The organism is Aquincola tertiaricarbonis (genome assembly GCF_023573145.1).
Taxonomy (GTDB): Bacteria; Pseudomonadota; Gammaproteobacteria; order Burkholderiales; family Burkholderiaceae_C; genus Aquincola; species Aquincola tertiaricarbonis_B.
In genome coordinates, this window is the sequence record NZ_CP097635.1 from 1,062,625 (window position 1) to 1,083,540 (window position 20,916).

The following is a 20,916-nucleotide window of genomic DNA, read 5'->3' on the forward strand; positions in this document are numbered from 1 at the left end:
TTCAGCGGGCAGCGGCTTGGGCTCGGTCGAGCTCGGCGACAAACGTGTTTCGTTCGCGGCGGGCGTCGGCTTCGGCCTTGGTGTCGAGGAAGTCGATCTCGTCGGCGGTGAAGACGAAGGTGTGCACGGTGCGGCCGTCCTCGGCGGTGTTGCGGTGGTTGTGCAGGTGGCCGACGACGTTGACGTGGCTGCCGCGGCCGAGGTATTTGGCGGCGTGGTCCGCCAAGGCGCCCCAGAGGGTCCAGCGGATGGCCACCGGCGGGTCTTTCTGGTCGGTCTTGCTGCGGCGACGCTGGCTGAGGGCGGTGAAGGTGGCGCGGGCGCGTGGGCCGTCGGTTGTGGGGATCTGGTCGAGCAGCACCGGGCCGGCGAGGTGGGCATGGCGCTGGGTGATCTGGACGGGGGACATGGCAAGGCTCCTGGGCAGTGAAGGCATCGCCGGCCGCCCGGGGTGGGTGGCCTTAGGGAAGCTGATCCCTTCATTCGGACCTTCCTCGCTCCCGCCCACGGGCGGGCGGGGGGTGGGCACGGCCCCTTCCCCGGGCGAAGGGGTGGGGGATGGGCGAAGGCTTGACAGCAGCCGAAGCGGTGCGCCGGTCACCCGGCCCACCGTATGCAGATCCCCCCACAAGTCCCCCCTCGCCAGAGATCGGGGGGGACTTGTGGGGGGAGCCGGTGGGCCGACAGGCGCGATGGCTGCATGGACCTCAGAGGGTCCGAGCGCCCGCGGCCGATGTGCCAGCTCGCCTGGCGCAGCGGCTGCCGGCGGGACGTACCCGCCCCACGCCTTGAGCCCCGGCGGCGCCGCGGCCGGCGTGCCACCAAGCGAAGTGCAACGCAGCGACTGGCGCGACGGACGAGCCGGGGCGATCAGACCCTCCACCGCGGCCTGGCGTCGGGCATGGCGGGTGAACGGGGTGGCGTGCTGGCCGGCGCAGCCGGTCAGGACGACAAGCGGGCGGCATTCACGCGCAGCAGGAAGGCGACAAAGCCCGCGATCCCTGGGCACGGGAACAGGCCGCGGTCGTCAGGACACCGGTAAAGCCGGCTTACCACGTCGGCACGGCGAATAAGCGAACGAGGCGAACCAGGAGCCGACCTGCGGTGCTTAGGCCAACAGGTCACCAACAAAGTCGGCGCACCCCTCGGACGCCGCGCACAAGACCGGACGTTTGCGAACTCTCGCTTTCGACCCCAAGCGGACATCCTGCCGTCCGCCTCGGAGGTCCGCTGTGCAGTGATTGCGGTCCCCGAGCGGCCACGCGTCGATGTCGGCTATCAGCCAGGAAGCGAGCATCTGTTGCGCTGGATCAAGCAAGCTGAACTGAGATCCGAGGACTTCCTGTTCCCGAGTCGCATGCACGGCTCGCCGCATCTGGGAACGCGGCAGTACGCCCGAAGTCCCTAAACTCCAGGCCCATCACGTCCTGCTTCAAGATCCGATTCAACATCGCCTTCGACGGGTTCCAGTTCCTGAAGTGAGCTGCAAGCGTGAGCGGATGACGCACGCGAGTGATCGCCCTTGTGGATGCAGCTCCGACAGCAGGCCATCTTACTCGCCAAGCGCAGGCCCGGCCATCTAACCAGAGACATAGCATGGTGATTCGACAGATTTCAGGGAAGACGGAGATCAATGGAGAGGGGATCAAGAAGCATTTTCGGACCACCGATCCTTGGCGTGCGATCGCCGAACTCGCCTGGAACGGGTTTGACGCCAAGGCCCCCAACGTCAACATTCTGGTTGACGAGGGGCAGATGGGTGGCGCCACTCGTGTCGAGGTCTCTGATGATGGGGAAGGCATCGAACTCGAGAAGCACGCCGAGACCTTTGGGCGCTTCAACGACTCGAGCAAAAAGGAGGACGTGACGACACACGGTTCGCACGGGCGCGGCCGACTGTCCTTCCATCGGCTCGCCGAGCGTGCCGTCTGGTGGACTATTGCTGCAGGATCGGGGCCCGCACGCATCGAAGTGAACGGCGCGGCGCTCACGAACTACGAGGGCAGGTCCGTCGAGCCGGCAGCACTGCCCGCAGGGATGGCTGCCCTGAAGACCGGAACGACCGCGGAGCTGGTCAACCTGCATGCAGATCTGCCGACAGCTGGCGAACTTCACAGGCTGCTGTCCACCGAGTTCGGCTGGTTCCTCGCACTGAATCCCGCAAAGAGACTCCGCCTGAATGGAACGGAAGTGGCGGTGCCGTCGCACGATCTCATCCAGCGTGAGGTCAAGGTCGATGGGCATGACTTCGACGTGTCGGTGCTTCGCTGGGACCTGAAGCCGGGCTCCGAGAAGTCCTACGTCTACGTGTTGAATTCCTCCGGCAAGACGGTGGACAAGCGGCTCAGCACGTTCAATCACAAGGGGAACTTCCACACAAGCATCTACGTGGGCTCGAAATGGGTGGACGATTTCGAGCTCGGCGGCGCTGATCTGGCCAGCCCTGACGCGACTGGCTACGAGTCGGATACCTGGCGGAAGTTGGCGCGCGAGCTCAACAAGATCACCAAGTCGGTGTACGAGGACTTCCTTCGGGAGCAGTTCGAACGGGAGATCGAGGGCTATGTCGCCGACGGTGTCTTTCCTTCGTACGTGGGCCTGTCCCAGGACTACAAGCAGTGGAGGTTTGAAAACACCAAGAGCATCCTGCGCGCGATCTACACCGCCGATCCGACCGCGTTGAAGTCGCTCAAGAGGAATCAGAAGAAGATCATCGTGCGGCTTTTGGACAAGCTGGCGGTCTCAAACGAGAACGACGCGATCTTCGAGGTACTCAACAGCGTGCTGGAGCTTGATGACGTCTCGACCAAGCTACTCGCCAAGCAGCTCAGGAGCGTCTCACTGCAGAGTATCGTGTCGGCGATCGAAGTCCTACGCCGTCGTCATGAGGTGGCCGACAAGTTGCGGACGCTGATGAACGATCACTACCTGGATACCTTGGAGACGCCTGATCTGCAACGGATAATCGAAGCCAACACTTGGCTGTTCGGCAGCTCCTACGAAACACTTGGCGCAGAGGAAGATACATTCACCAAGATCGCCAAGTCGCTTCGCGACGCAGTGAAGGGCATCCACGACATCTCTCTGGAAGACTTGGACGACGACCAGCCCTCAGCCATCGAGGGCGCGAACAAGCAGACAGACCTGTTCCTGGCTCGCAAGGTGCCCCATCACGACTCGATGGGCCGCAGGATCTATCGTTGCATCGTGGTCGAGATCAAGCGCCCGAGCATCGCTCTGAACTACAAGCATCTCCAGCAGTTGGACGGTTATGCCCAGCTCATCAAGAAGCACGCGGAGTTCGGCAGCGAGGTGATGCACTTTGAACTGATTCTGATCGGGCGCAAGATTTCGGAGGCTGACACCGAGATTCGCAGCCGCATGGAAGGGCAGGTCGCGAAGGGTCTTCCGGGTCTCGTCAGCGACGACGCGCGCATGAAGCGCTTCGTCCTCAACTGGTACACCTTGCTCGACAACTTCATGCTGACGAACCAGGCCATGATCGAGGCACTGCGGCTGAAGCGCGATTCGTTCGAAGGTGTGCCGCGCCCGGAACTGATCGCCGACATGCAGAAGAAGGCCGCCTAGCGGAGCGAGTGATTCGCGTCATGCCTAATGACCGTCAGGTCGCTGGGCTGTCGTCATCGAACTCCTCTGGGAACCAAGCTCGGGCCCATTCGGGGTTGGCTCGCTTCCACGCTTCCAGGTCGCGTCCCTTGAGCCTCACATCGCCGGGCCGGGTGTCCAGCAGCCGCTGGCCGTTCTGTCGTGCGCGAGGCTGGTTGGCGATGAACTTGGCCGGCCTCCTCTCGGGCGTTTCGGGCCGGACAAAGATGCCACGCTTCGGATCGAGGATCAGTTCATAGACGGTTTCCAGCTTGCCGCCTTTCTTCGCTAGGCCGGGCGCCATCTCGGGGAACAGGAGCGCGAGCAGCCGGTCGTACGACGGATCGCGGAGGTAGATCCTTTCACGTCGCCGAAGGCTTGCGCGCACGTCGCCGGCCCAGCCGTCAAACCAACGCTGCTGATCCGCATCGAAACCGGGCGGATAGGGAAGGTCTGCACAACGCGATGCGATGCGCCCGTCGAGCCGATTCGATGATCGTCAAGCGCCGTCTGGCTGCACCGAGGCGATTCGCGGCGTCTTCGAGGCCCCGGTTGGGCCTGCTGCAGCGCTCCGCAGGCCCCTGCAAGGCACCGCGGACGCACTCATCCCTGCGCTCCGATCAGCTGCCGCCTCGCCATCCACAGGTTTGACAGCGCGAAGAGCGTGGCGATCTGCGCCGTGTTCTTGGCCAATCCTCGGTAGCGAACCTTTGTGTAGCCGAACTGCCGCTTGATTACCCGGAACGGATGCTCGACCTTGGCCCGGATGCTTGCCTTCCACTTCTCCAGGCTCAGCGCCTCGAAGTGCGGCGCGATGAACGGGTTGAGCTTGCGCCGCAACCCTGGCCGCATGGCCACGTGCCACTGCGGCCCCTGGGCTTCGATGCGCTTGTGCACGCCTTGGTAGCCCGCGTCTCCAAAGGCGACCTCCTCGTCACCGTGCAGCAGTGCGCCGGCCTGCGTCACGTCGTTGACGCTGGCGGCCGTGCCCACGACGCTGTGCACCAAGCCGGAGTGCGCGTCCACGCCGATGTGGGCCTTCATGCCGAAGTACCACTGGTTGCCCTTCTTGGCCTGCTTCATCTCGGGGTCCCGCTCGCCCTCGGCGTTCTTGGTCGAACTCGGCGCGGCGATCAAGGTGGCGTCGACGACGGTGCCCTTCTTCATCATCAGGCCCTTGGCCTGGAGGATGTCGTTGACCACCCGCAGCATGTCGGTGGCCAAATCGTGCTTCTCCAGCAGGTGCCGAAACCTCAGGATGGTGGTCTCGTCGGGCAATCGCTCGACACCTTCGCCCAAACGAGCGAACTCACGGAAGACGGGCATGTCGTGCAGCGCCTCTTCCATCGCCGGGTCGGACAGCGCGAACCATTGCTGCAGGTAGTGAACTCGCAGCATGGTCTCGATGGGAAACGGCGGCCGTCCGGTCTTGGCCTTGGGGTAGTACGGCTCCACCACCTGCATCAGCGCCGACCACGGCACCACGCGTTCCATCTCTTCGAGGAACTCGCGCTTTCGGGTCTTCTTCGTCGACAGGTTCAGGCCAAGTCCGAGCTGCTTCATGAGCGTGATCATCCCTGGCGCAGGGCGGTCAGGCTATTCGGATCGGCACGTAGTTGTGCAGACCTTCCATAGGCGTTGACGGCAATGAGGTACAGGGAAAACTCACTCTGCCGAGCGCCCTGGGTACTCCGAATTTCGTCAAGGACGTCTGTGAGGTGCTCGTGCCCGTAGCCAACCGATCGGTTCCAGCGGATGGACAGGAGGCGCGCCAGGATGCCATCGTGCTCGAGGAGGTTTTCATCGCCGGCCTCGGGGAATCCACGCAACGCGAGCTTCTCGACAGCGTCCGCAAGGGCCTCCCGCGCAGTTGGCGCTTCGATCGGATTGCCCGTAGCTATCTGCAACGCCCTAACGGCATGGAGGTAGTCCGCCGCGATCGTCGTGAGTGGCGTCGCCCGGACCTGCGCTTCGCGCTCGGCAGTCAGTCTGGCGCGTTCCGCGATGTCCTCACGCTCCCTGCGCACGCGCCCCAGCAAGCCCTTGTAGAGCTGGTTCTGCATCGGCAGCTCGTCAGGGTGGAAAAGCCAGCGCTTAGGTGCGACTTCGTCGACCACAAACTGGCGGAACTCCTTGCGATTCACCCGCGACCGCCCGCGCGGCTGAGATCGATTGCCAACGTCGCCTCGTGGTTCTCACAGATCCGTTCCAGGCGCTCTTCATCAATGACGTTGGTGACCGTTACCTCGATCAGCAACGGGAGGTAGCGCGCGTGCTCGTCGTCGAACACCTCGCACGTCACGTCGGGGATCAGCCGGCCGTATCGTTGTTCGAGCCGGACGCAGTTGAGACGCAAGTCTTCCTCGTCCAGCAGCAGCACTCTCTCACCGTCCCACCGTCTACGCCCGGGCAAGAGGCTTCGACCCGGAGTTCCGGGACCGTGAGACGACCCTCCTGCTCCAGGATCCGCTTAACCTCGTAATGGAGCACCGTCTCACGGAGCAGCGCCGGGTCGAGGTCCGGCGGCAATTCCAGCCAGCTTGGCACGTCGTCGAAGTAGAAATGGGCCGCCTCACGCGCGGCAAGTTCGGCCTGAGCGCGAAGCTGTGCGTCGTTCAGTGGCTATGCCAGAAAACCCCGGTCGGCACCAGCTGCGCGCGCTCCCGCAACTCGGCAGGGTCCATGCTGGCGAGCTCAGGGGCATTGGGAACGAGAAAGATCGTTGGCGGCCCAACGCCGTCGGACTGCCCGGCTTGGCCAGGGCTGCCCGTGAGATCCACAAGGAACTGTCGACCGTCATCGAGCCTCACCACGGCGGCTGCCCGGTCCGGGTAGTCCACTTCGCTGATGCGCATCCGCTGCGGCGGGGCCTCGACCCAGGCATCGTGGTACTGGCCGCTGAGGCCCATGACCTGGGCCGTCACTCGACATTTTGGCAGGTCAATCCAGCCGGCGTCCTGCAGTTGCCTCAGGACGGCGACTCGCGCGGTGAGCACCATGCAATCGTCGCGTTGGGTTCCCTCGGGATGGCGGAAGTGCGGCCTCCGCACGAATTCGGCCTTCCCCGCATTCCTGGCGATCAAGGGGAGACCACAACTGGAGCACTCGCAACCGCAGTGAACCGCCCCGGGTATGAACTGACCCTCAGAAGTTGGACGGTTGGACGCTAGGCGTTCACGGCCCGCAGCCGGTACTGCACCGGGCTCGACCCGTTGAGCTTGAGCCTGATGCGCTGATGGTTGTAGTAGCGAATGTAGCGGCGTAGACCGGACTTCAACGCTGCGATGTCAACGAATTTGTTGAGGTAGAAGAACTCCGACTTGAGGGTTGCGAAGAAGCTCTCCATGGCCGCGTTGTCCAGGCAATTGCCCTTGCGAGACATGCTTTGCGTCAGCCCGTGTGCGCTGAGTTGTTTGCGGTACGCGGGCATCTGATAGTGCCAGCCCTGATCGGAGTGCAGAAGCGGGGCTGCTCCGCGGCCGTGCAGCTTCGCCAGTGCCTTCTTGAGCATGTTCCCGACAAGAGAGTACAGAGGCCGCTCCTGCATCTCGAAGGTCACGATTTCGCCGTTGTAGAGGTCCATCACCGGTGACAGATAGAGCTTGGCGCCGCGGACGTTGAATTCGGTCACGTCCGTCACCCACCTCTCATTCGGCCGTGCTGCGCTGAACTGCCGAGCAAGCAAGTTCGGCGATGGGGCCAACTCTCCCTGGTAGGAGCGATATCGCTTCGGCCGGACCAGCGACTTCAGGCCGAGGCTGTTCATCAGTCGCTGCACAGTCTTGTGATTCACCGCCTGGCCTCCCTGACGCAGTTCGCATGTGATGCGCCGATAGCCGTAGCGGCCCTTGTGGCGCTCATAGGCGGTCTTGATGCGCGACTTCAAGCCTGCGTGCTTGTCGCCGGCCTCCAAGACCTTGGCCTGGTAGTAGAACGTGCTCCGCGACAGGCCTGATGCCGCCAGCAGCACCTGCAACGGGTAGTCTGGCCTCAGCTCGAGGACGGCTTGCGCTCTTTGTGAGCGGGTTGCCGATTGCCCCGAACCAAGGCCTCCAATTTTTTTAGGTAGGCGACCTCCGCACGCAGCCGTTCAACCTCCTCAAGAAGCGCGCGGTTTGAGCTGGCACTATCGGGGTCGGGTGGCTCTGAGCTGGGCTTGCCGGGCTTCATAAGGGGCGTTCGCCGTTTGCCTTCAAGTGCCCCGACGCCACCGCCATCAAGCGCTCGTCGCCAGACGACAACCTGGTTTGGATTGCGAATATCGTAGATCGCCGCGACCTGCCGGCTTGAGAGCTGCTCACGATCTTGATGCCTCAGCACCTGGAGCTTGAATTCAGTGGTGTAGGCGCCGCGCTTGGGCTGCAGGGCGGCCACTCCGTGTAGCCGGTAGTGGCTGACCCACGTACGGACCTTCTCCTCCGGCACTGACCATCGCCGGGCAAGCAGCTTCGCACCGCCGTCCCCAGCCAGAAAGCTCTCGACGACCTTGAGCTTGAGCCTTGTTTCGTACTTCCCCATGGGACCTCTTGAACTGTGTCCAACTTCTGGGGGTCAGTTCAAAAGCGGGGCGGTTCACAGTGCGCGCCGCGCTGACTTGGCGTCAACTTAAGGATGTAGCGGGGCTGACCAGTAGCGAAATCCCGCGCCCAGGCCATGACCAGGTCAGCGAGTGCCTGGCTAGCGCCTTCGCGCCCGGTGAGTAACACCGGAGCAGGCCCGCCCATAGGCAGCCCTTCACGGCCATATCGGCCCTGACGATGATGGACAGCGCCATGGATCTCCCTCCAGACCGGCACGCCGATTAGTCGAATCCCTGAGGTGCGCGCGGGCTCGCTGAAGAGCAGTTTACGGCGGCGCTGCCCTGGGGGTTGTCAGCATGTTCAGTGAGCGAGGTAAGCTCTTGCGACTGCCTGGACGCAGGGCTCGATGCCCGGTGCTGGCGGTTGCTGCCGTCCGCGGACTGAAACGCGAATGTCTCAGATCAACCTGAAGCCGAAGGCCGCTCAACGGCAGCCTACTGGTGGCCTTAAGGCAATCCGGCTTCAAGTTCCCCGCCGGCACAGGCCCCAACGGGTACCCTTCACTCATCGATCGGGTCACTTCCACGTACGCCCGCCCGAATCAGCGCCTCTTGTCATCGTCTGGGCGGATGCCCTTGAGCGAATCGGGCGATTCGGTTGCCACGGTGGTCATGACCGGCGCGGCGGCTGCTCTCTTGAGCACCGCCTTGCCCGCGTCGCTCGCCAACTCGCCGACCCGTGAAGCCCCGGCCTTGATCGCCTCGCCCGCGGCGCTTGCGCTGCCGGCCACCACATCCCCCACCTTGCCCGCAGCGTCCTTGATCGCCGCGGCGGCCTGTCCGGTCCGTTGCGCGATCAGTTCCGCGCTGTCAGACGCGAAGTCCCCGACCTGGCGGGTCATGTCATACAGCGAGCGGCCGAACGCCTCGGCGAAATCCTTGATGAACTTCTTCGACGCCTCGGCCTGCTTGGAATCGAGCAGCTCGCCGAACTTGCGGACCGAGAATTCGACGATGGAGCGGATCAACTCCAGCCCGAGCGTCAGGCCAGAGGCCAGCCGTTCGAGAATCTGCTCGCGCTCCTTGTCCGTCAGGGCGGTGCATCCGAAGTAGATCGCGCCCACCGCGCCACAGGTCATCGCGATGGGATTAGAAAGAACTGCCGCGGAGCCAACGGCTGCGACGGCGGCGAACGTGTTGCCGAGCAGCATCTGGCCAGCGGCGATCAGCACGGTCGAGGCGATATAGCCTAGCCCGAAACCGAACTTGGCTGCCTCCAGGACACGCCCGGTGCACGCGATCACCGGCCGGTCCGATGCCTTCAGCGCCTCGATGTGACGGTCGAGCCAATCGTTGAGGTCACCGGCCACCTGATAGATCAGCTTGATGCCCTGGACGATCTTGCTGGTGGCGAAGCCTGCCACTTCAACGCCTGCCATCGCTGTGTGGATCGCCATGTTCTTTCCCCAAAGTTCGGCTTGGCGACAAGCTGTCGCCTGCGGTTTGATGAATCGCAGGCACGATAGCCCAACGCCCTGGTGTTTCCAAGCGGACGCCGCGGGCCGATGCCAAGGATGGGCAGCACGCGACCAGCGAGGCGTTCCGCGGAGGAGTTGGCTATGCCGAACGCTCGCATCGCGAAGCCGCTTTGATGGAAACTCCAGCTTTCGGTTGGCACCCCGGATCGGGCATCAAGTTGACCTGCGGACGCCTTCCTGGAGCAAGGAACCGATGAGCGACTGGGACTTCCTGCATGACAGGCGCGACGCGGGATCGAGCGCCGAGGACATCGCCCATGCGGCGGCGGTCGGCTATTCACCTGAGGAAGAGGTGTACCTCAGCAGGCAATGGGTCGAGTCCAAGCTCGAGGGTCAGGCACCTGACGCTGCAAACTTTCTGCGTCCCAAGGAGATGTTCCTAAGCAGGGAGGGGTTTCCGTACTCCGTCCTGCAGCAGGCCGAGATCTTCGAGGACTTGGTCGAATGCGCGGCGCGCCACTTCGACAACACCGGTCGGTATTTGCAGATTTGGGGCGAGCTCGGGGAGATCTATGCCGAGATCAAGTATGGCCTTCGCCGCCATGCCACTCATCAGGCCGGCTCCGACGGCACGATTGCCGGCAGGCGGGTCGAGGTAAAGACAATCTCTCCGGAGAAGAGCGGTGACCACGTGCTCGTCAAGCGTGCCGGGGACTTCGAGCAGTTACTCATCGTTCGGATCGACGAAGACTTCCAGTTCGCCGGAAAGCTGCTAGAACGCAGCGAGCTGTCGAGCGGCGGCCGCCATTTCCTCAAGGGTCGGATGCAGGGCGGCGGCAGGACGTCCTGAACCGTCGCCGAACCAGCGTTTCATTCCTGTGCCGCAACTGACCGACGAACGACCAGTTTGTCGGCCCGAAGCGGTAGTTGCAGGTCGAGCGGCTGCTTGGGCCGGAAGCGGCCAACACTCGGATGTTGACGATCGCCTCGAACTGACCCTGCGGGGGTGCAAGACGGGTCGCGCGGAACTGCCCCGCTTCCGTGACATCGACGACATCTACACGAACAGAAGAACCCCACCGCCGATTGCTCAGGCAACCAGCAAGTTGATGGCACGATAGGTCAGACCGTGGTTGGCACAGCCCGCGCCGGACGAGGCACTTCTAGTGCGTGTATGCGATTGGGCGCCGACCAGCAGAACCCATCAGGGCCAGCGAGCTCGTCTCGCATCGAAAGTCCGAATGTACGGGTGCAATCTTTTCTTCGTGCAGAAGTGAGCTGGTAGCTTGGCAAGCTCGGGGGCGTCCATGTACGTCCGGCCAACCCATCTTGACGATGGACGCAGAGCTCAGACCGGCGTGGTCGGTCGCCAGTGGTGCGGCAGTAGGTCAACGATCCGGCTGGCAGGCTGCGTCGGCAGCCGCTCGAGCTCGTCTCGCATGTAGGCGTACGGATCGTGCCCATTGAGCTTGGCCGGATGTATCAAGCTCATCACCGCGGCGGCCCGCTTTCCCGCGCGCAGTGAGCCGGCGAACAGCCAGTTCTGCCGTCCGAGCGCGATCGGCCGGATGCGGTTCTCCACCCAGTTGTTGTCTATCGGCATATCGCCGTCGTCCAGGTAGCGCGTGAGCGCCTCTCCGGAGGGCACAATAGGTGTCCTTGCCGCCTCCCCCGCTGAGCCGGCTGACCATGTTTTGTGTTTTTGCCATGTTTGCTGTGCAGCAAATATGGCTTTCCAGTGCAGGCCCGGCAAGTAGAGTTCGCGAGCAGCAATTCCGCGGCAGCGTCTGCAGTCGTCTACAGCGTTCGCAGGATGTCTCGAATCATCTTGATTGCCGCCGGCGGCGAACGCCCGCCATGATTGCGCGCCTGCCTCTCGGCCCAGAGCGACCTTTCGAACCCGTGCCTCTCGTAGAAGCGCAAGACTGGAGGGTCATTGTCCGCATCCACGATTACGAGGCGGGCGGCGGACAGCGATTCCGCATCCAGGATTTCGCCCATCACCAGCTCGAGAATCTGAGCGCCAACGCCCTGCCCTTGCAGGCCCTGCGCGACCGCGAATCGGCAGAGCTTCACAGCGGGGAACGCCGTCAACACCACTTCATCGTGGAGACCGAGCTCCGCTTGCTCAGAGGTATTCAGTGGGATGGCGTCGTTCGCTAAGGTGAAGTATCCGACCACTGCGTTCTGCACCTCCGGGTGGAACACGACGGTGGTCAGGCCGAGCCTATCGGCATGCATGCCGACGCTGTTTACGACGAAGTGGTCGAGGTGGTCCTTGCCGCACCGGAATGCCGCGAGTAGCTCAGGAGGGGCCTCGGTCACTGGCAGCAGCCCAAATTCACCCTCCGCCAACGGCATCAGCGGACAGAGGTTCGGCGGTACTGCCCAAGGAAGGCAGCGTTCTTCGCGTCGCGAACCTTGCGCACCAGCTCACCAGCCTTTTCAATCGACTCGGGAGTCGGCTTGGCGGCCAGCACCCGGCCGACAAAAGCCTTGCGCTCTTGTCGTGCCTTCACGAGGCTCTTCGCATCGGCCTTGGTGAGGCGCTTGTCGAAGATGGCGTGCTTCTTGGCTTGCATGGTAGGTGGACGCCCCAGCCCTCGAAGTAGTTCCGTTGGACGTAGCGAGAAGTGTACCTGAGTGCCGCTGTCCGCGATGTGTGGTACTTCGCGGCCTTTGTGCCCTGTCGACTAGAGCGAGTAGCTCCCCCGTCGGCGTCTAAGCCCTCCTGGGAGACGACGACTCTTGTGCCGCGGAACCTCTCGGGACCGCCGAAGAGCGGCCCGTCCGGCTCGCCGTGCAGGAAGAACGCGCCCTGCAGCGACCTGCAGTGGACGCAGACGTTGGCCCAACTGGTCTCGTCCATGGTTCGCGAGTGCGTCGGCTGGTAGTTCGGAGCCGCCTTGGTCACCGCGGCCTTGACTTGCGCCGGCAGCGCGTCTGGGCTGAAGTCGTAGACAAAGGTGGGCGCCTCGACGCGCATTGGCTCCTCGCGTGGAGCGAACTCCTCGAGGTCCGCGGCCAGCAGCGCGTGCACCGGCGTCGGCTTGTGGCGCTTCCAGCATATCGCCTCATCGCTGACCAGCTCCACCGGCCCGTGGAGTCTGACTCCCTGCTTCTCTTCGCTCATCGGCATCTCACTTCGGCAGCTCGAGCACCGGCACTCGAGAGACGGTGACTGAGAGTTCGTACTCCAGCAGTTCCACATTGGGGATGCTCCCACACGCCAGGCGCAAGTCCTCCGACATCGTGCGGCAGACGATGATGCCGCTCAGGCGCTGGCCAGGTTCGCGATGATCACGTAATTGGTTCGCATCGGCCCCGACACCTTAAACGTTGCCTAACTCGGCATCTTCCATATCCCGCTGCACCACCTCCCTGATTGCCGCCATGTCACTTGGCGTCAGTCCGAAGTGAGCTGCCAGCGCGTCGTCGATGTCGGTCACCGGCGAAAGGTCGATGCTTCCAGCATCGCGGCTCGCGATAATTATGTCCACCGCCTTCTCGACTCGCGCCACCAGTTTGGATTCGGCGTTCGGAACGGGCAGGACTCGCAGATGCGGTGCCTGGAACGGTAGGTAGCCGCCCGACATTGCGAGACCGCCGAAGAAGAGGCGATGGACGAAGGCCGCGACGTCAGAGTGCAAGTAGCCGACGAGGAACTTCAGCGTGTAGTCACCCGCTGGCCCGTAGATGCAATTCACATCCAGCCCGCCAAACTTTCCCTCACCGTCAAGGAATGCTTCGCACCGGTGAGCAATCTTCGCGACGATGATTTTGGGCGAGCGAAATAGCGCCAAACGGTTACCAAGCGTCTCCGCATTCAGCGGCAACACGGGGTGCAAAAATTTCGCCCCCTGCTTGGTCAAGGCCTTCTGTCCCCATAGGCTCTCGAACGGGTCGATGGTTCCGGTATTGATGACTCGACAGGCACCCCTTGCCGAGTCACGCAGCTGCGTGCCGAAGGCGTCCGCCTCTCCCGCAGTCGTCATCGCGTTGACGTTCGCGACGTCTCTTAGCCAGCGGCTCTTGCTCGACACCTTCTCGAGGACGCTGCGGTGCTCTGACAAGAGCACGCCCCAGATTCGATTGGGCAGCGCATCAAGCCAACGCGAGTCAGCTGCGGGAAGCTCCGACATGACGATGTCGTCTGACGTCGTCTTGCTGCGGCCATGCATCACGTTGACCACACGCCCCTGCTCGACACCTCGCTCAAGCACTGTGACAACAGGGTAGACCGATGCCTCTTTGAACACCTTCACGTTGCTCTGAACCGCCCCGGGATTCGAGGAGGCTCAACACTCTGAGAGGATTGAGCCATGAGCAAGTCGAACAAGTTCTCGCCCGAGGTGCGTGAGCGCGCGGTGAGGATGGTGCAGGAGCACCGAGGGGAGTACCCGTCGCTGTGGGCGGCCATCGAGTCCATCGCGCCCAAGATTGGCTGCGTGCCGCAGACGCTGAACGAATGGGTCAAGCGCGCCGAGGTCGATGCCGGCGTGCGAGAAGGCGTGACGACCAGCGAGGCCGAGCGCGTGAAGGAGCTCGAGCGCGAGGTGCGTGAACTGCGCAAGGCCAACGAGATCCTGAAGCTGGCCAGCGCGTTTTTCGCCCAGGCGGAGCTCGACCGCCGCCTCAAGTCCTGAAGGCCTTCGTCGACCGGCATCGCCAGGAGTTCGGGGTCGAGTCGATCTGCCGCGTCTTGCAGATCGCCCCGTCGGCCTATTGGCGCCATGCATCCCGTCAGCGCAACCCGGCGCTGCGCTCGCGTCGCGCACAGCGGGATGCGTGCCTGGTGCTTGAGGTCCAGCGCGTGTGGCAGGCCAACATGCAGGTCTACGGCGCTGACAAGGTCTGGCGCCAGCTCAAACGCGAGGGCGTGGCGGTGGCCCGTTGCACCGTCGAACGGTTGATGCGTCAGCAAGGCCTGCAGGGCGTGCGCCGAGGCAAGGCCGTGCGCACCACCGTTCCGGACCTCAAGGCACCGTGCCCGCTGGACCGGGTCAACCGGCAGTTCCGTGCCGAGCGGCCCAACCAGCTGTGGGTCTCGGACTTCACCTACGTGTCGACCTGGCAGGGCTGGGTCTATGTGGCGTTCGTGGTGGACGTGTTCAGCCGGCGCATCGTGGGCTGGCGCCAGAGCAGCTCGATGCACACCGAGTTCGTGCTCGACGCGCTGGAGCAGGCGCTGTACGACCGCAAGCCGACCGAAGGTGATGGCCTCGTGCACCACTCGGACCGCGGGTCGCAGTACCTGTCCATCCGCTACAGCGAGCGCTTGGCCGAGGCCGGCATTGAGCCCTCAGTGGGGTCCAAGGGCGACAGCTACGACAACGCCCTGGCCGAGACCATCAACGGGCTCTACAAGGCCGAGGTCATCCACCGGAGGGGGCCCTGGAAGACCAAGCAAGCGGTGGAACTGGCGACGCTGGAATGGGTGGCTTGGTTCAACCACCATCGACTGATGGAGCCCATGGGCTACATCCCGCCGGCCGAGTTCGAGGCCAACTACCATCGACAACGCGCTGGTCAGGCCGCGACCGTCTGACTTAAACCAACGGGCCTCCGCGATACCCGGGGCGGTTCACTCAGGTCGACGACCAAGGACAGCTTCATCCTTTCTCGGATGAGGTCCCTGAGCGCCTGCGCGTAGTCGACCGACAGATACTTGTTCGGGCTGATGAAGGTCAGAACACCGCCATCCACCAACTGGTTGCAGGCGAGCTCGAAGAAGCACACGTAGACGTCGAAGGCCCCTTTGGCCGAGGCATAGGTTTCCTTCAAGGCCTTCCGCGCCTCTTCCCCGTAGACCTTGCCGTGGTCGATGGCGCTGATGTAGGGTGGATTCGCGATGACGATGTCGAACTGGCGGTCCTCGTAGAACAGCCATGGAAAGTAGTCTCTGTCGTCGCCGTCCTCGGCACTCGTCAACCTGTCGATGCGACGCCGAGTCATGTCTAGCTGCGCCTTCACCCTGGCCGACTTTGGCATCTTCTCGAGGTCTTGCGTGACGTGTCGGAGCACGTTTAGTACAAAGGCCTTCTCAGCAGCATCAATCTCTCTCGCCAGCTCAGCTTTGGGCTCGCCATGCATGGTGAAGTGAGAAGCAATAAGTTCCCGTATACGACGCTGCTCGCGAGCGTACGCCGAAGCTCGCCCTGACGTCTCGACCAGTCCAAGCTCGGCTTGCGGGTCTGAGTCGTTGGCCATCGACACGCCAGGGAGGTGGCGCTGAGCCCACTCGCGATGCCCGCCAACCAGGTCAACCAACGAGTCCCCCTGCAGGAACCGAAACTCCAAATTTGGCAACGGCTCTGGCGTGGTGGCATCGACAATTATCGACAGCCAGAAACGCAATCGCGCAATCTCGACAGCATTCTTGTCCAGGTCAACGCCACACAGGTTGTCCTGAATGATGGACTTCTTCAGAGCACCGAGTTCTTTCTCCTTCACCGGACGCAGGCTGTACCGAAGCCAGAAAATCTCGTTGAGCATTCCCATCGGGAACGCGCCTGACCCGACAGCCGGGTCGCACACTCGAACTGAAGTGAGTGCCTCAGCAATGTCTGCGGCGTGCTTCTTAACCCAGTTCTTGTCGTCGTTCCAGTTTCCAACGTCATGGGAGCGGACAAGGCGCTCTAGCTCCTGGCGCTCGCCAAGTCGCCGGCTCAGGTAACGAAGGACGCTCTCCTTGCACATGAACTCCACGACAGCCTTGGGCGTGTAAAAGGTGCCCCTCTCGCGGTTGTCTTCGAGCAGGTTTTCGAAGATATGACCGAGCATCTCCGGATCCACGCCGACCTCCCCTTCGTCTGGCGAGTTCTCGTCTACAGTAAAGTTGAACTCGTCCAAGAAGTCGAAGAAGGCCATGAGGACCTGCTCATCCAACTCCAGTTGCTTGTGCTGCTCAATAGGGCTCATGCGAGCTCTGCGGCGGAGGCCTTCAGGCTCGAATAGCCCGCTGTTCAAGTACGGCACACGCCGCCTAGACAACGAGCAAACATCACCTCGAGCCGAGCGGTCGGTGTTCAGCACTTCAAAGAAGAGGGGCGCCAGCGCTCCGCTGTATGCATTAGCGCCGCCCCTCGCCGCGATAACATTTCTGACGTACCTCTTCTCGCCATCGACGTACTCACCCGGCTTTGCTGACGGGTCCGCGCCGAGCCAACCCTTTCGCTGAACGAAGTACAGGAACACGATGCGACCCATCATTCGCTTGACGAAGTCGCGCGCTGGCTTGTAGGCGGCCTCGGTCAACATTTCCTCGGCGTCAAGCGGCGGCTCTAAACCGAAGACGCGCATTGCGGCCTTGGTGGCAAGCGAACGAACGATGTTCTTGTGGTGGGTTCGATATCCGTCGAAGAAGGTCTTGTTGAGGCGCTCTACCGAGAACGCCTCTCGCACGTCATCAAAGCGCCGCGCGGCCCGCTGCTCGTAGAGGCCAAATAGGCGCTGCGCGGCCGTCGTGCCAGGCTCGCCAGGCCCTACGACGAACGAATAACGCTTCGGCGGAGTCTCGGACTTCACAACACGGCCGCCGTCCAACGCCCACTCTGCCGCCGCAAAGGTAACGCGATAGTCGGCTCCGTCGGCGCCGACGAAGAAGGCCAACACCGCCTCGACTTGCCCGGCGCTGAAAAGTTTCGAGAGACCTTGACGAAGGGTGACTCGAGCCTGAAGACGATTGGGGTTCCGCAGGCGCAGTTCGGCAACCCACATCACCCGTTCGACACCATCGTCCCCAAGAAGTCGAACGCGCCCTAGCCAGTGGGACGCCTCGAACTCGGTGGCCCAGTCGGCCGTCGGCACTTCGACAGGGGTCGGCTTTGCACCCAGCTCTACCGACTGAAACAGGCCAGGTAGCAATACGCGGAGCCATTCGTCTCGCGTGTAAGACGTTCGGAGTTGGTCCCGAAGTGCACCGACGGACGCGAACGGGTTAGTCATCGAAGCTCTCGGAGATGAGGATTCCTGGTGCCGATGCAGCGGCGACGGTTGCCGTAGAGACATGCCTCGGGCCGTGTTGCAGATGGAAGTCGCTCAGGATGTCGAGCACACCGTCCAAAATTGCCGCTGTGCTGAGCTTGTCTTTGCTGGCTCGCGTCGCAAGCTGGGCGAGGCGCCTAGGCAGTGCCTGATATGTTCCGACAGTGATGGCCGCCTCAGCCAATGCAAGGCGCGCTTTGTCTCCTTCGCTGCACACCGGCGCCCGAGCGATAGCCTTCAACAGCGAAATCGCTTTTGTGTCCCGTGGACCAAGCTTGGTCTGAGGCGCTGCCGCCTCAGGTTCGTTGGCAGCCACCTCTTCGGCGAAGCGGGCGACTGCAGCCTGCACCTGCTCATGGTGCAGGGAGTGCAACCGGTAAGGCATCTCAGACGGAGGCGCGCGAAGTTCCTGCGCTGCTTCCACCACCGAAATCTCGTCGACCAGCCCTTCCGCTCGAATTCGGTAAAACCCATCGCGACGCTGAGAGCGGATGAAAGCCACCGTCGTCCTCGCCCGCTTATCGTTCTTCCGTCCGACACGAACCCTTCGCGGAAGGTGTTTGATGCGCCGAAAGTCCTCTGGATGCGTTTCCCTGAATTTGCGTAGCTCCAGCAGCAAAGTGAGCCGCTCGTCGCGCTCCTCCTCATCGAACTCGTGGTCGAACATGCCAAACGTCTCGACGACCTCTTCATCTGAGTAGATTTGGCTGTCCTCGCCGAGAGCCGAGTGGAAGGCTTGCAGCTTCATGAGCGCACGCTTCCGGAGCTCGATGTCGTTGTCTACTTGCGCTGACGGATAGAAGTTAAAGATGTGAACCGTCGGAGCCGTCGTCCCGATTCGGTTGACGCGGCCGATGCGCTGCATTAGCAGCGTCGAATTCCACGGCGTGTCGTAGTTGACGATGACGTTTGACCTGTGAAGGTTCACGCCTTCCGCCAGTACCTGCGTCGTGAGAATGATGTCGCAGTTGTCGACCTGCTGCTTCGCATTGGCATCGAAGTTCCCCCTGATATCCGGCATCAACTCTTTGCGGTTGGACGAATCGACAGCGAGGACTCGCGTGTAGCCGGCCTCGGCTAGCCGTTGCTTCAAGTAGTCTGTGGTGTCCTTAGCCTCGGAGAAGACGACGAGCTTGTTCCCCGCGTGGTTGATGGTCCTGTCGAAGAGGCGGCTCTTCAGGTAGTCGAGGAAGGCGTCGAACTTAGGGTCCTCGTCAACGCGAGACCATGCATCACACAGCATGTTCAAAGCTGCAAGGTCGGCCTCCAGGTCAGCCATGAGACCCTTGTCGAAACTGCCGGACGAGAACTGCCGCACCTTGGTGCCATCGCCCTCTGCGAGCAGTTCAAGCAGCCGTTCCTCGTCATCCTCGAGGATAAGCTTGGTGATGTTCACGTCGGACGAGATGTACACCACGCCCTTCTTGAGATTCGTGAGCATCACGCGAGTCGCATCTCTGAAGCGGGTCAGTGACTGACGGAACGCGTGGAAGCTGCTGTCGAGTCTCTTGGCCAGCCCGACCCGCATAATCTTCGCAAGTTGTGTCGCGGCCATGTCCGCCAATGGCACGTCGGCGCGCGCCTCGGGGACGAGGTACGCAAGAGCCCTGTACCGCGCATAGGTCAGCGGAGCGGCGCCCCGGCCTGCGAGCGCCGCCATAGATTGGTCGTAGAGCCGCTCAACAATCGGCGAGAGCCGGTACATGATGGGCTCGGGCTTGTTCACACGCGGGAACTGAATGCCCTGAGCAGCAAGGTCGGCGCTGTACAGTTCGTGGCCGACAAGGTCTGAGCGGGTACGGCGAATCGTTATCTCGGACAGGACCTTGATGCGAATGTCTTCGTAGATGCCCGCCACTCGGGCTGTGGCTTGCGCCGTTGGCAACGACTTTGCATCGGCGAAAGCCTTCTCCTTAGCGGCGAAGTACGCCTGCAAGTTCAAGACGGACAGGGTCGAGCGCCGAAGGTCTTGGAACAGCGAAATCAGATTCCGCAAGTCAGCCGGCCGGTTGTTGAGCGGCGTTGCCGAGACGAGGATGACCTTCTTGGAAGCGCGCGAGCCATCAGGCAGCAGATGCTCACTTGGCGTCTTGCATATACGCTGCAGTTCTTCGAATTGCGCTGTGACGTCGTTGCGGAACCGATGCACTTCATCAATAACGACGAGGTCGTAGCGCTCGACATTGCGCAGGGACGACAGCTTCCCGATAGTGACAATCTTGCAGTTGTCCAACTTGAAGAGCTCGACCGTCTCCTGCCAGTTTTCTTCGATGCTGGGTGGCGTGACGATGAGCGTGCTGGACCGGTATTCTGGAAAGCCGTTCTTAAAGAAAAATTTCTTGGCGACGAGCGTGGCGATAACCGTCTTGCCGAGACCGACAACGTCGGCAAGAAAGAAGCCTCCGTGCTGCTGCAGGAGCCGATAGCCCGCGTTGACGGCATCGGCCTGGTACGAGAGCCGCTTGAAGCCATTCGGCAGGTCAGAGACAGCGTTCGGGTCGTATTCAATTGCCGACCCGAAATATTCGATGAGGAGCTTGTAGTAGAGCTCTGAAGGAGTGACCTGGACGCCGAGATACGTCTGCTTGTGTGCCTCCTCCACCTGCTCCGGCAGGATGCGGACCGACTCCTGCCAAAGCCGCTGGAACTCGTCGGCAGCGAACTTCACTTCGTCGTAGTAGTGAAGCAGGACGTTGAACTCGTAGTTGGTCTCCTGGTCCTCCTTCCCAAGGCCCGCTGCCGTCAGGTTGGACGAGCCAGTGATGACAGCGCCAGGCTTGTGCTCGTTGAATCCCTTCGGGAGGAACACGTAGACCTTGGCGTGAAGCTTGCGAGTCGGATGCGCGCGAATCTCGACTCGACCGCCGGCGACATCCTCGATGAACTGTTGGACGCCGGCTTCAACCGACTGGTCATAGGGGGCATGCTCAATATCGTCACGCAGCGAGGCCTCCACCTCGTTTCTGACTTTGGCGTCGTCGCCGGTGAAGAGGAGCCCCTTGCGGTTGTACTCCGCCATCAGGCGGTCCACGTTGATTCCAACGAGTATGCGAATGCGCGGGACCTTTGCAAGGTGCGGCTGGATCGCGAAATATCCGCTCGCGCGGAGGTACCCAATCAGCGCGTCGAACTGTTCGATATCGGCGTTGTTGTCGAAGATGCCTCGAAACTTTTCGAGGACGGTGTTGTCACCTTGATTCGTGAAGAACTTCAACCCCATCGGGCTCCCCTAGTGATATGCATGCGGACCACGGCGGTTCTTGTCTACTTCAATGCGTAGTCGGGCTCGAACGGCTCCTTGAGCCTCGACGCCGTGACCTTTTGGCC

At 62.3% G+C, this 20,916-nt stretch carries 16 protein-coding genes, 2 pseudogenes and 1 other annotated feature; of the genes and pseudogenes, 4 read left to right on the forward strand and 14 right to left on the reverse strand.

The genetic code is table 11. The features are described 5' to 3' along the window. Position 1: 1 nt before the first annotated feature. Positions 2-409, reverse strand: coding sequence for a single-stranded DNA-binding protein (locus MW290_RS05015; RefSeq protein WP_250196169.1), 408 nt, complete (start codon positions 407-409; stop codon positions 2-4). Between the two features lie 882 nt (positions 410-1,291). On the opposite strand from MW290_RS05015, the pseudogene MW290_RS05020 reads away from it, so the two are divergent. Together MW290_RS05020 and MW290_RS05025 are read left to right on the forward strand one after the other, a co-directional pair. Further along, positions 1,292-1,399 (forward strand): annotated as a pseudogene (locus MW290_RS05020) (integrase); the annotation flags it as partial. A gap of 197 nt (positions 1,400-1,596) precedes the next feature. Beyond that, positions 1,597-3,588, forward strand: a complete 1,992-nt coding sequence (locus tag MW290_RS05025; protein ID WP_250196170.1) for an ATP-binding protein — start codon at positions 1,597-1,599, stop codon at positions 3,586-3,588. Between the two features lie 34 nt (positions 3,589-3,622). Here MW290_RS05025 and MW290_RS05030 read toward each other — a convergent pair whose 3' ends face one another. From MW290_RS05030 to MW290_RS05060, 7 genes are all read right to left on the reverse strand, one after another. Beyond that, the gene (locus MW290_RS05030) at positions 3,623-3,994 is read right to left on the reverse strand and encodes a hypothetical protein (RefSeq protein ID WP_250196171.1); all 372 of its coding nucleotides are present in this window, start codon (positions 3,992-3,994) and stop codon (positions 3,623-3,625) included. A gap of 215 nt (positions 3,995-4,209) precedes the next feature. Continuing rightward, positions 4,210-5,169 carry an IS5 family transposase gene (locus MW290_RS05035; protein WP_250194184.1) on the reverse strand — a complete coding sequence of 320 codons (960 nt, stop codon included), beginning with the start codon at positions 5,167-5,169 and terminating at the stop codon, positions 4,210-4,212. Positions 5,170-5,177: 8 nt separating this feature from the next. Next, positions 5,178-5,750: a hypothetical protein gene (locus MW290_RS05040; protein WP_250196172.1), complete on the reverse strand. Its 573-nt coding sequence runs from the start codon at positions 5,748-5,750 to the stop codon at positions 5,178-5,180. Beyond that, positions 5,747-5,986 carry a hypothetical protein gene (locus MW290_RS05045; protein WP_250196173.1) on the reverse strand — a complete coding sequence of 80 codons (240 nt, stop codon included), beginning with the start codon at positions 5,984-5,986 and terminating at the stop codon, positions 5,747-5,749. Before MW290_RS05045 ends, MW290_RS05040 begins: the two co-directional genes overlap by 4 nt. Positions 5,987-6,221: 235 nt before the next feature. Continuing rightward, complete coding sequence (locus MW290_RS05050) at positions 6,222-6,605, reverse strand: hypothetical protein (protein ID WP_250196175.1); 384 nt, start codon at positions 6,603-6,605, stop codon at positions 6,222-6,224. Positions 6,606-6,772: 167 nt separating this feature from the next. Further along, positions 6,773-8,124 (reverse strand): IS3 family transposase gene (locus tag MW290_RS05055; RefSeq protein ID WP_250196176.1). Its coding sequence is split into 2 segments (ribosomal slippage): positions 6,773-7,651 and positions 7,654-8,124, totalling 1,350 coding nucleotides; the frame shifts between segments, so codons are not numbered across the junction. A gap of 603 nt (positions 8,125-8,727) precedes the next feature. Beyond that, positions 8,728-9,582, reverse strand: a complete 855-nt coding sequence (locus tag MW290_RS05060) for a hypothetical protein (RefSeq protein WP_250196178.1) — start codon at positions 9,580-9,582, stop codon at positions 8,728-8,730. 274 nt (positions 9,583-9,856) lie between these two features. Between MW290_RS05060 and MW290_RS05065 the strand changes: the two genes are divergently transcribed. Continuing rightward, positions 9,857-10,453, forward strand: a complete 597-nt coding sequence (locus tag MW290_RS05065; protein WP_250196179.1) for a DUF6998 domain-containing protein — start codon at positions 9,857-9,859, stop codon at positions 10,451-10,453. A gap of 498 nt (positions 10,454-10,951) precedes the next feature. On the opposite strand, the pseudogene MW290_RS05070 reads toward MW290_RS05065, so the two are convergent. The 4 genes and pseudogenes from MW290_RS05070 to MW290_RS05085 all read right to left on the reverse strand — a co-directional run. Beyond that, a pseudogene (locus MW290_RS05070) lies at positions 10,952-11,338 on the reverse strand (IS66 family transposase); the annotation flags it as partial. 62 nt (positions 11,339-11,400) lie between these two features. Next, positions 11,401-11,928 (reverse strand): GNAT family N-acetyltransferase, encoded by a 528-nt coding sequence (locus MW290_RS05075; protein ID WP_250196181.1) that lies wholly within the window; start codon positions 11,926-11,928, stop codon positions 11,401-11,403. Positions 11,929-11,963: 35 nt separating this feature from the next. Next, on the reverse strand, positions 11,964-12,185 hold the full coding sequence (locus MW290_RS05080; protein ID WP_250196182.1) for a hypothetical protein: 222 nt from the start codon (positions 12,183-12,185) through the stop codon (positions 11,964-11,966). Positions 12,186-12,935: 750 nt separating this feature from the next. Continuing rightward, on the reverse strand, positions 12,936-13,868 hold the full coding sequence (locus MW290_RS05085; protein WP_250196183.1) for a hypothetical protein: 933 nt from the start codon (positions 13,866-13,868) through the stop codon (positions 12,936-12,938). Positions 13,869-13,925: 57 nt separating this feature from the next. On the opposite strand from MW290_RS05085, the gene MW290_RS05090 reads away from it, so the two are divergent. Next, positions 13,926-15,151 (forward strand): IS3 family transposase gene (locus MW290_RS05090; protein ID WP_375142809.1). Its coding sequence is split into 2 segments (ribosomal slippage): positions 13,926-14,214 and positions 14,214-15,151, totalling 1,227 coding nucleotides; the frame shifts between segments, so codons are not numbered across the junction. Further along, positions 14,204-14,320, forward strand: a sequence feature (AL1L pseudoknot). It overlaps the preceding gene by 117 nt. Here MW290_RS05090 and MW290_RS05095 read toward each other — a convergent pair. Continuing rightward, positions 15,133-17,322 carry an Eco57I restriction-modification methylase domain-containing protein gene (locus MW290_RS05095; protein WP_250196185.1) on the reverse strand — a complete coding sequence of 730 codons (2,190 nt, stop codon included), beginning with the start codon at positions 17,320-17,322 and terminating at the stop codon, positions 15,133-15,135. The genes MW290_RS05090 and MW290_RS05095 overlap by 19 nt on opposite strands. A gap of 220 nt (positions 17,323-17,542) precedes the next feature. Further along, a complete protein-coding gene (locus MW290_RS05100) occupies positions 17,543-20,809 on the reverse strand; it encodes a DEAD/DEAH box helicase family protein (RefSeq protein WP_250196186.1) in 3,267 nt (1,088 codons plus the stop codon). Between the last annotated feature and the right edge of the window lie 107 nt (positions 20,810-20,916).

Excerpts from the sequence above, each read along its gene's own strand:
- MW290_RS05080 (WP_250196182.1), bottom strand. The coding sequence starts at position 12,185 with ATGCAAGCCAAGAAGCACGCCATCTTCGACAAGCGCCTCACCAAGGCC.
- MW290_RS05065 (WP_250196179.1), top strand. The coding sequence starts at position 9,857 with ATGAGCGACTGGGACTTCCTGCATGACAGGCGCGACGCGGGATCGAGC.
- MW290_RS05025 (WP_250196170.1), top strand. The coding sequence starts at position 1,597 with ATGGTGATTCGACAGATTTCAGGGAAGACGGAGATCAATGGAGAGGGG.
- MW290_RS05060 (WP_250196178.1), bottom strand. The coding sequence starts at position 9,582 with ATGGCGATCCACACAGCGATGGCAGGCGTTGAAGTGGCAGGCTTCGCC.
- MW290_RS05050 (WP_250196175.1), bottom strand. The coding sequence starts at position 6,605 with ATGGTGCTCACCGCGCGAGTCGCCGTCCTGAGGCAACTGCAGGACGCC.
- MW290_RS05095 (WP_250196185.1), bottom strand. The coding sequence starts at position 17,322 with ATGTGGGTTGCCGAACTGCGCCTGCGGAACCCCAATCGTCTTCAGGCT.
- MW290_RS05015 (WP_250196169.1), bottom strand. The coding sequence starts at position 409 with ATGTCCCCCGTCCAGATCACCCAGCGCCATGCCCACCTCGCCGGCCCG.
- MW290_RS05035 (WP_250194184.1), bottom strand. The coding sequence starts at position 5,169 with ATGAAGCAGCTCGGACTTGGCCTGAACCTGTCGACGAAGAAGACCCGA.
- MW290_RS05100 (WP_250196186.1), bottom strand. The coding sequence starts at position 20,809 with ATGGGGTTGAAGTTCTTCACGAATCAAGGTGACAACACCGTCCTCGAA.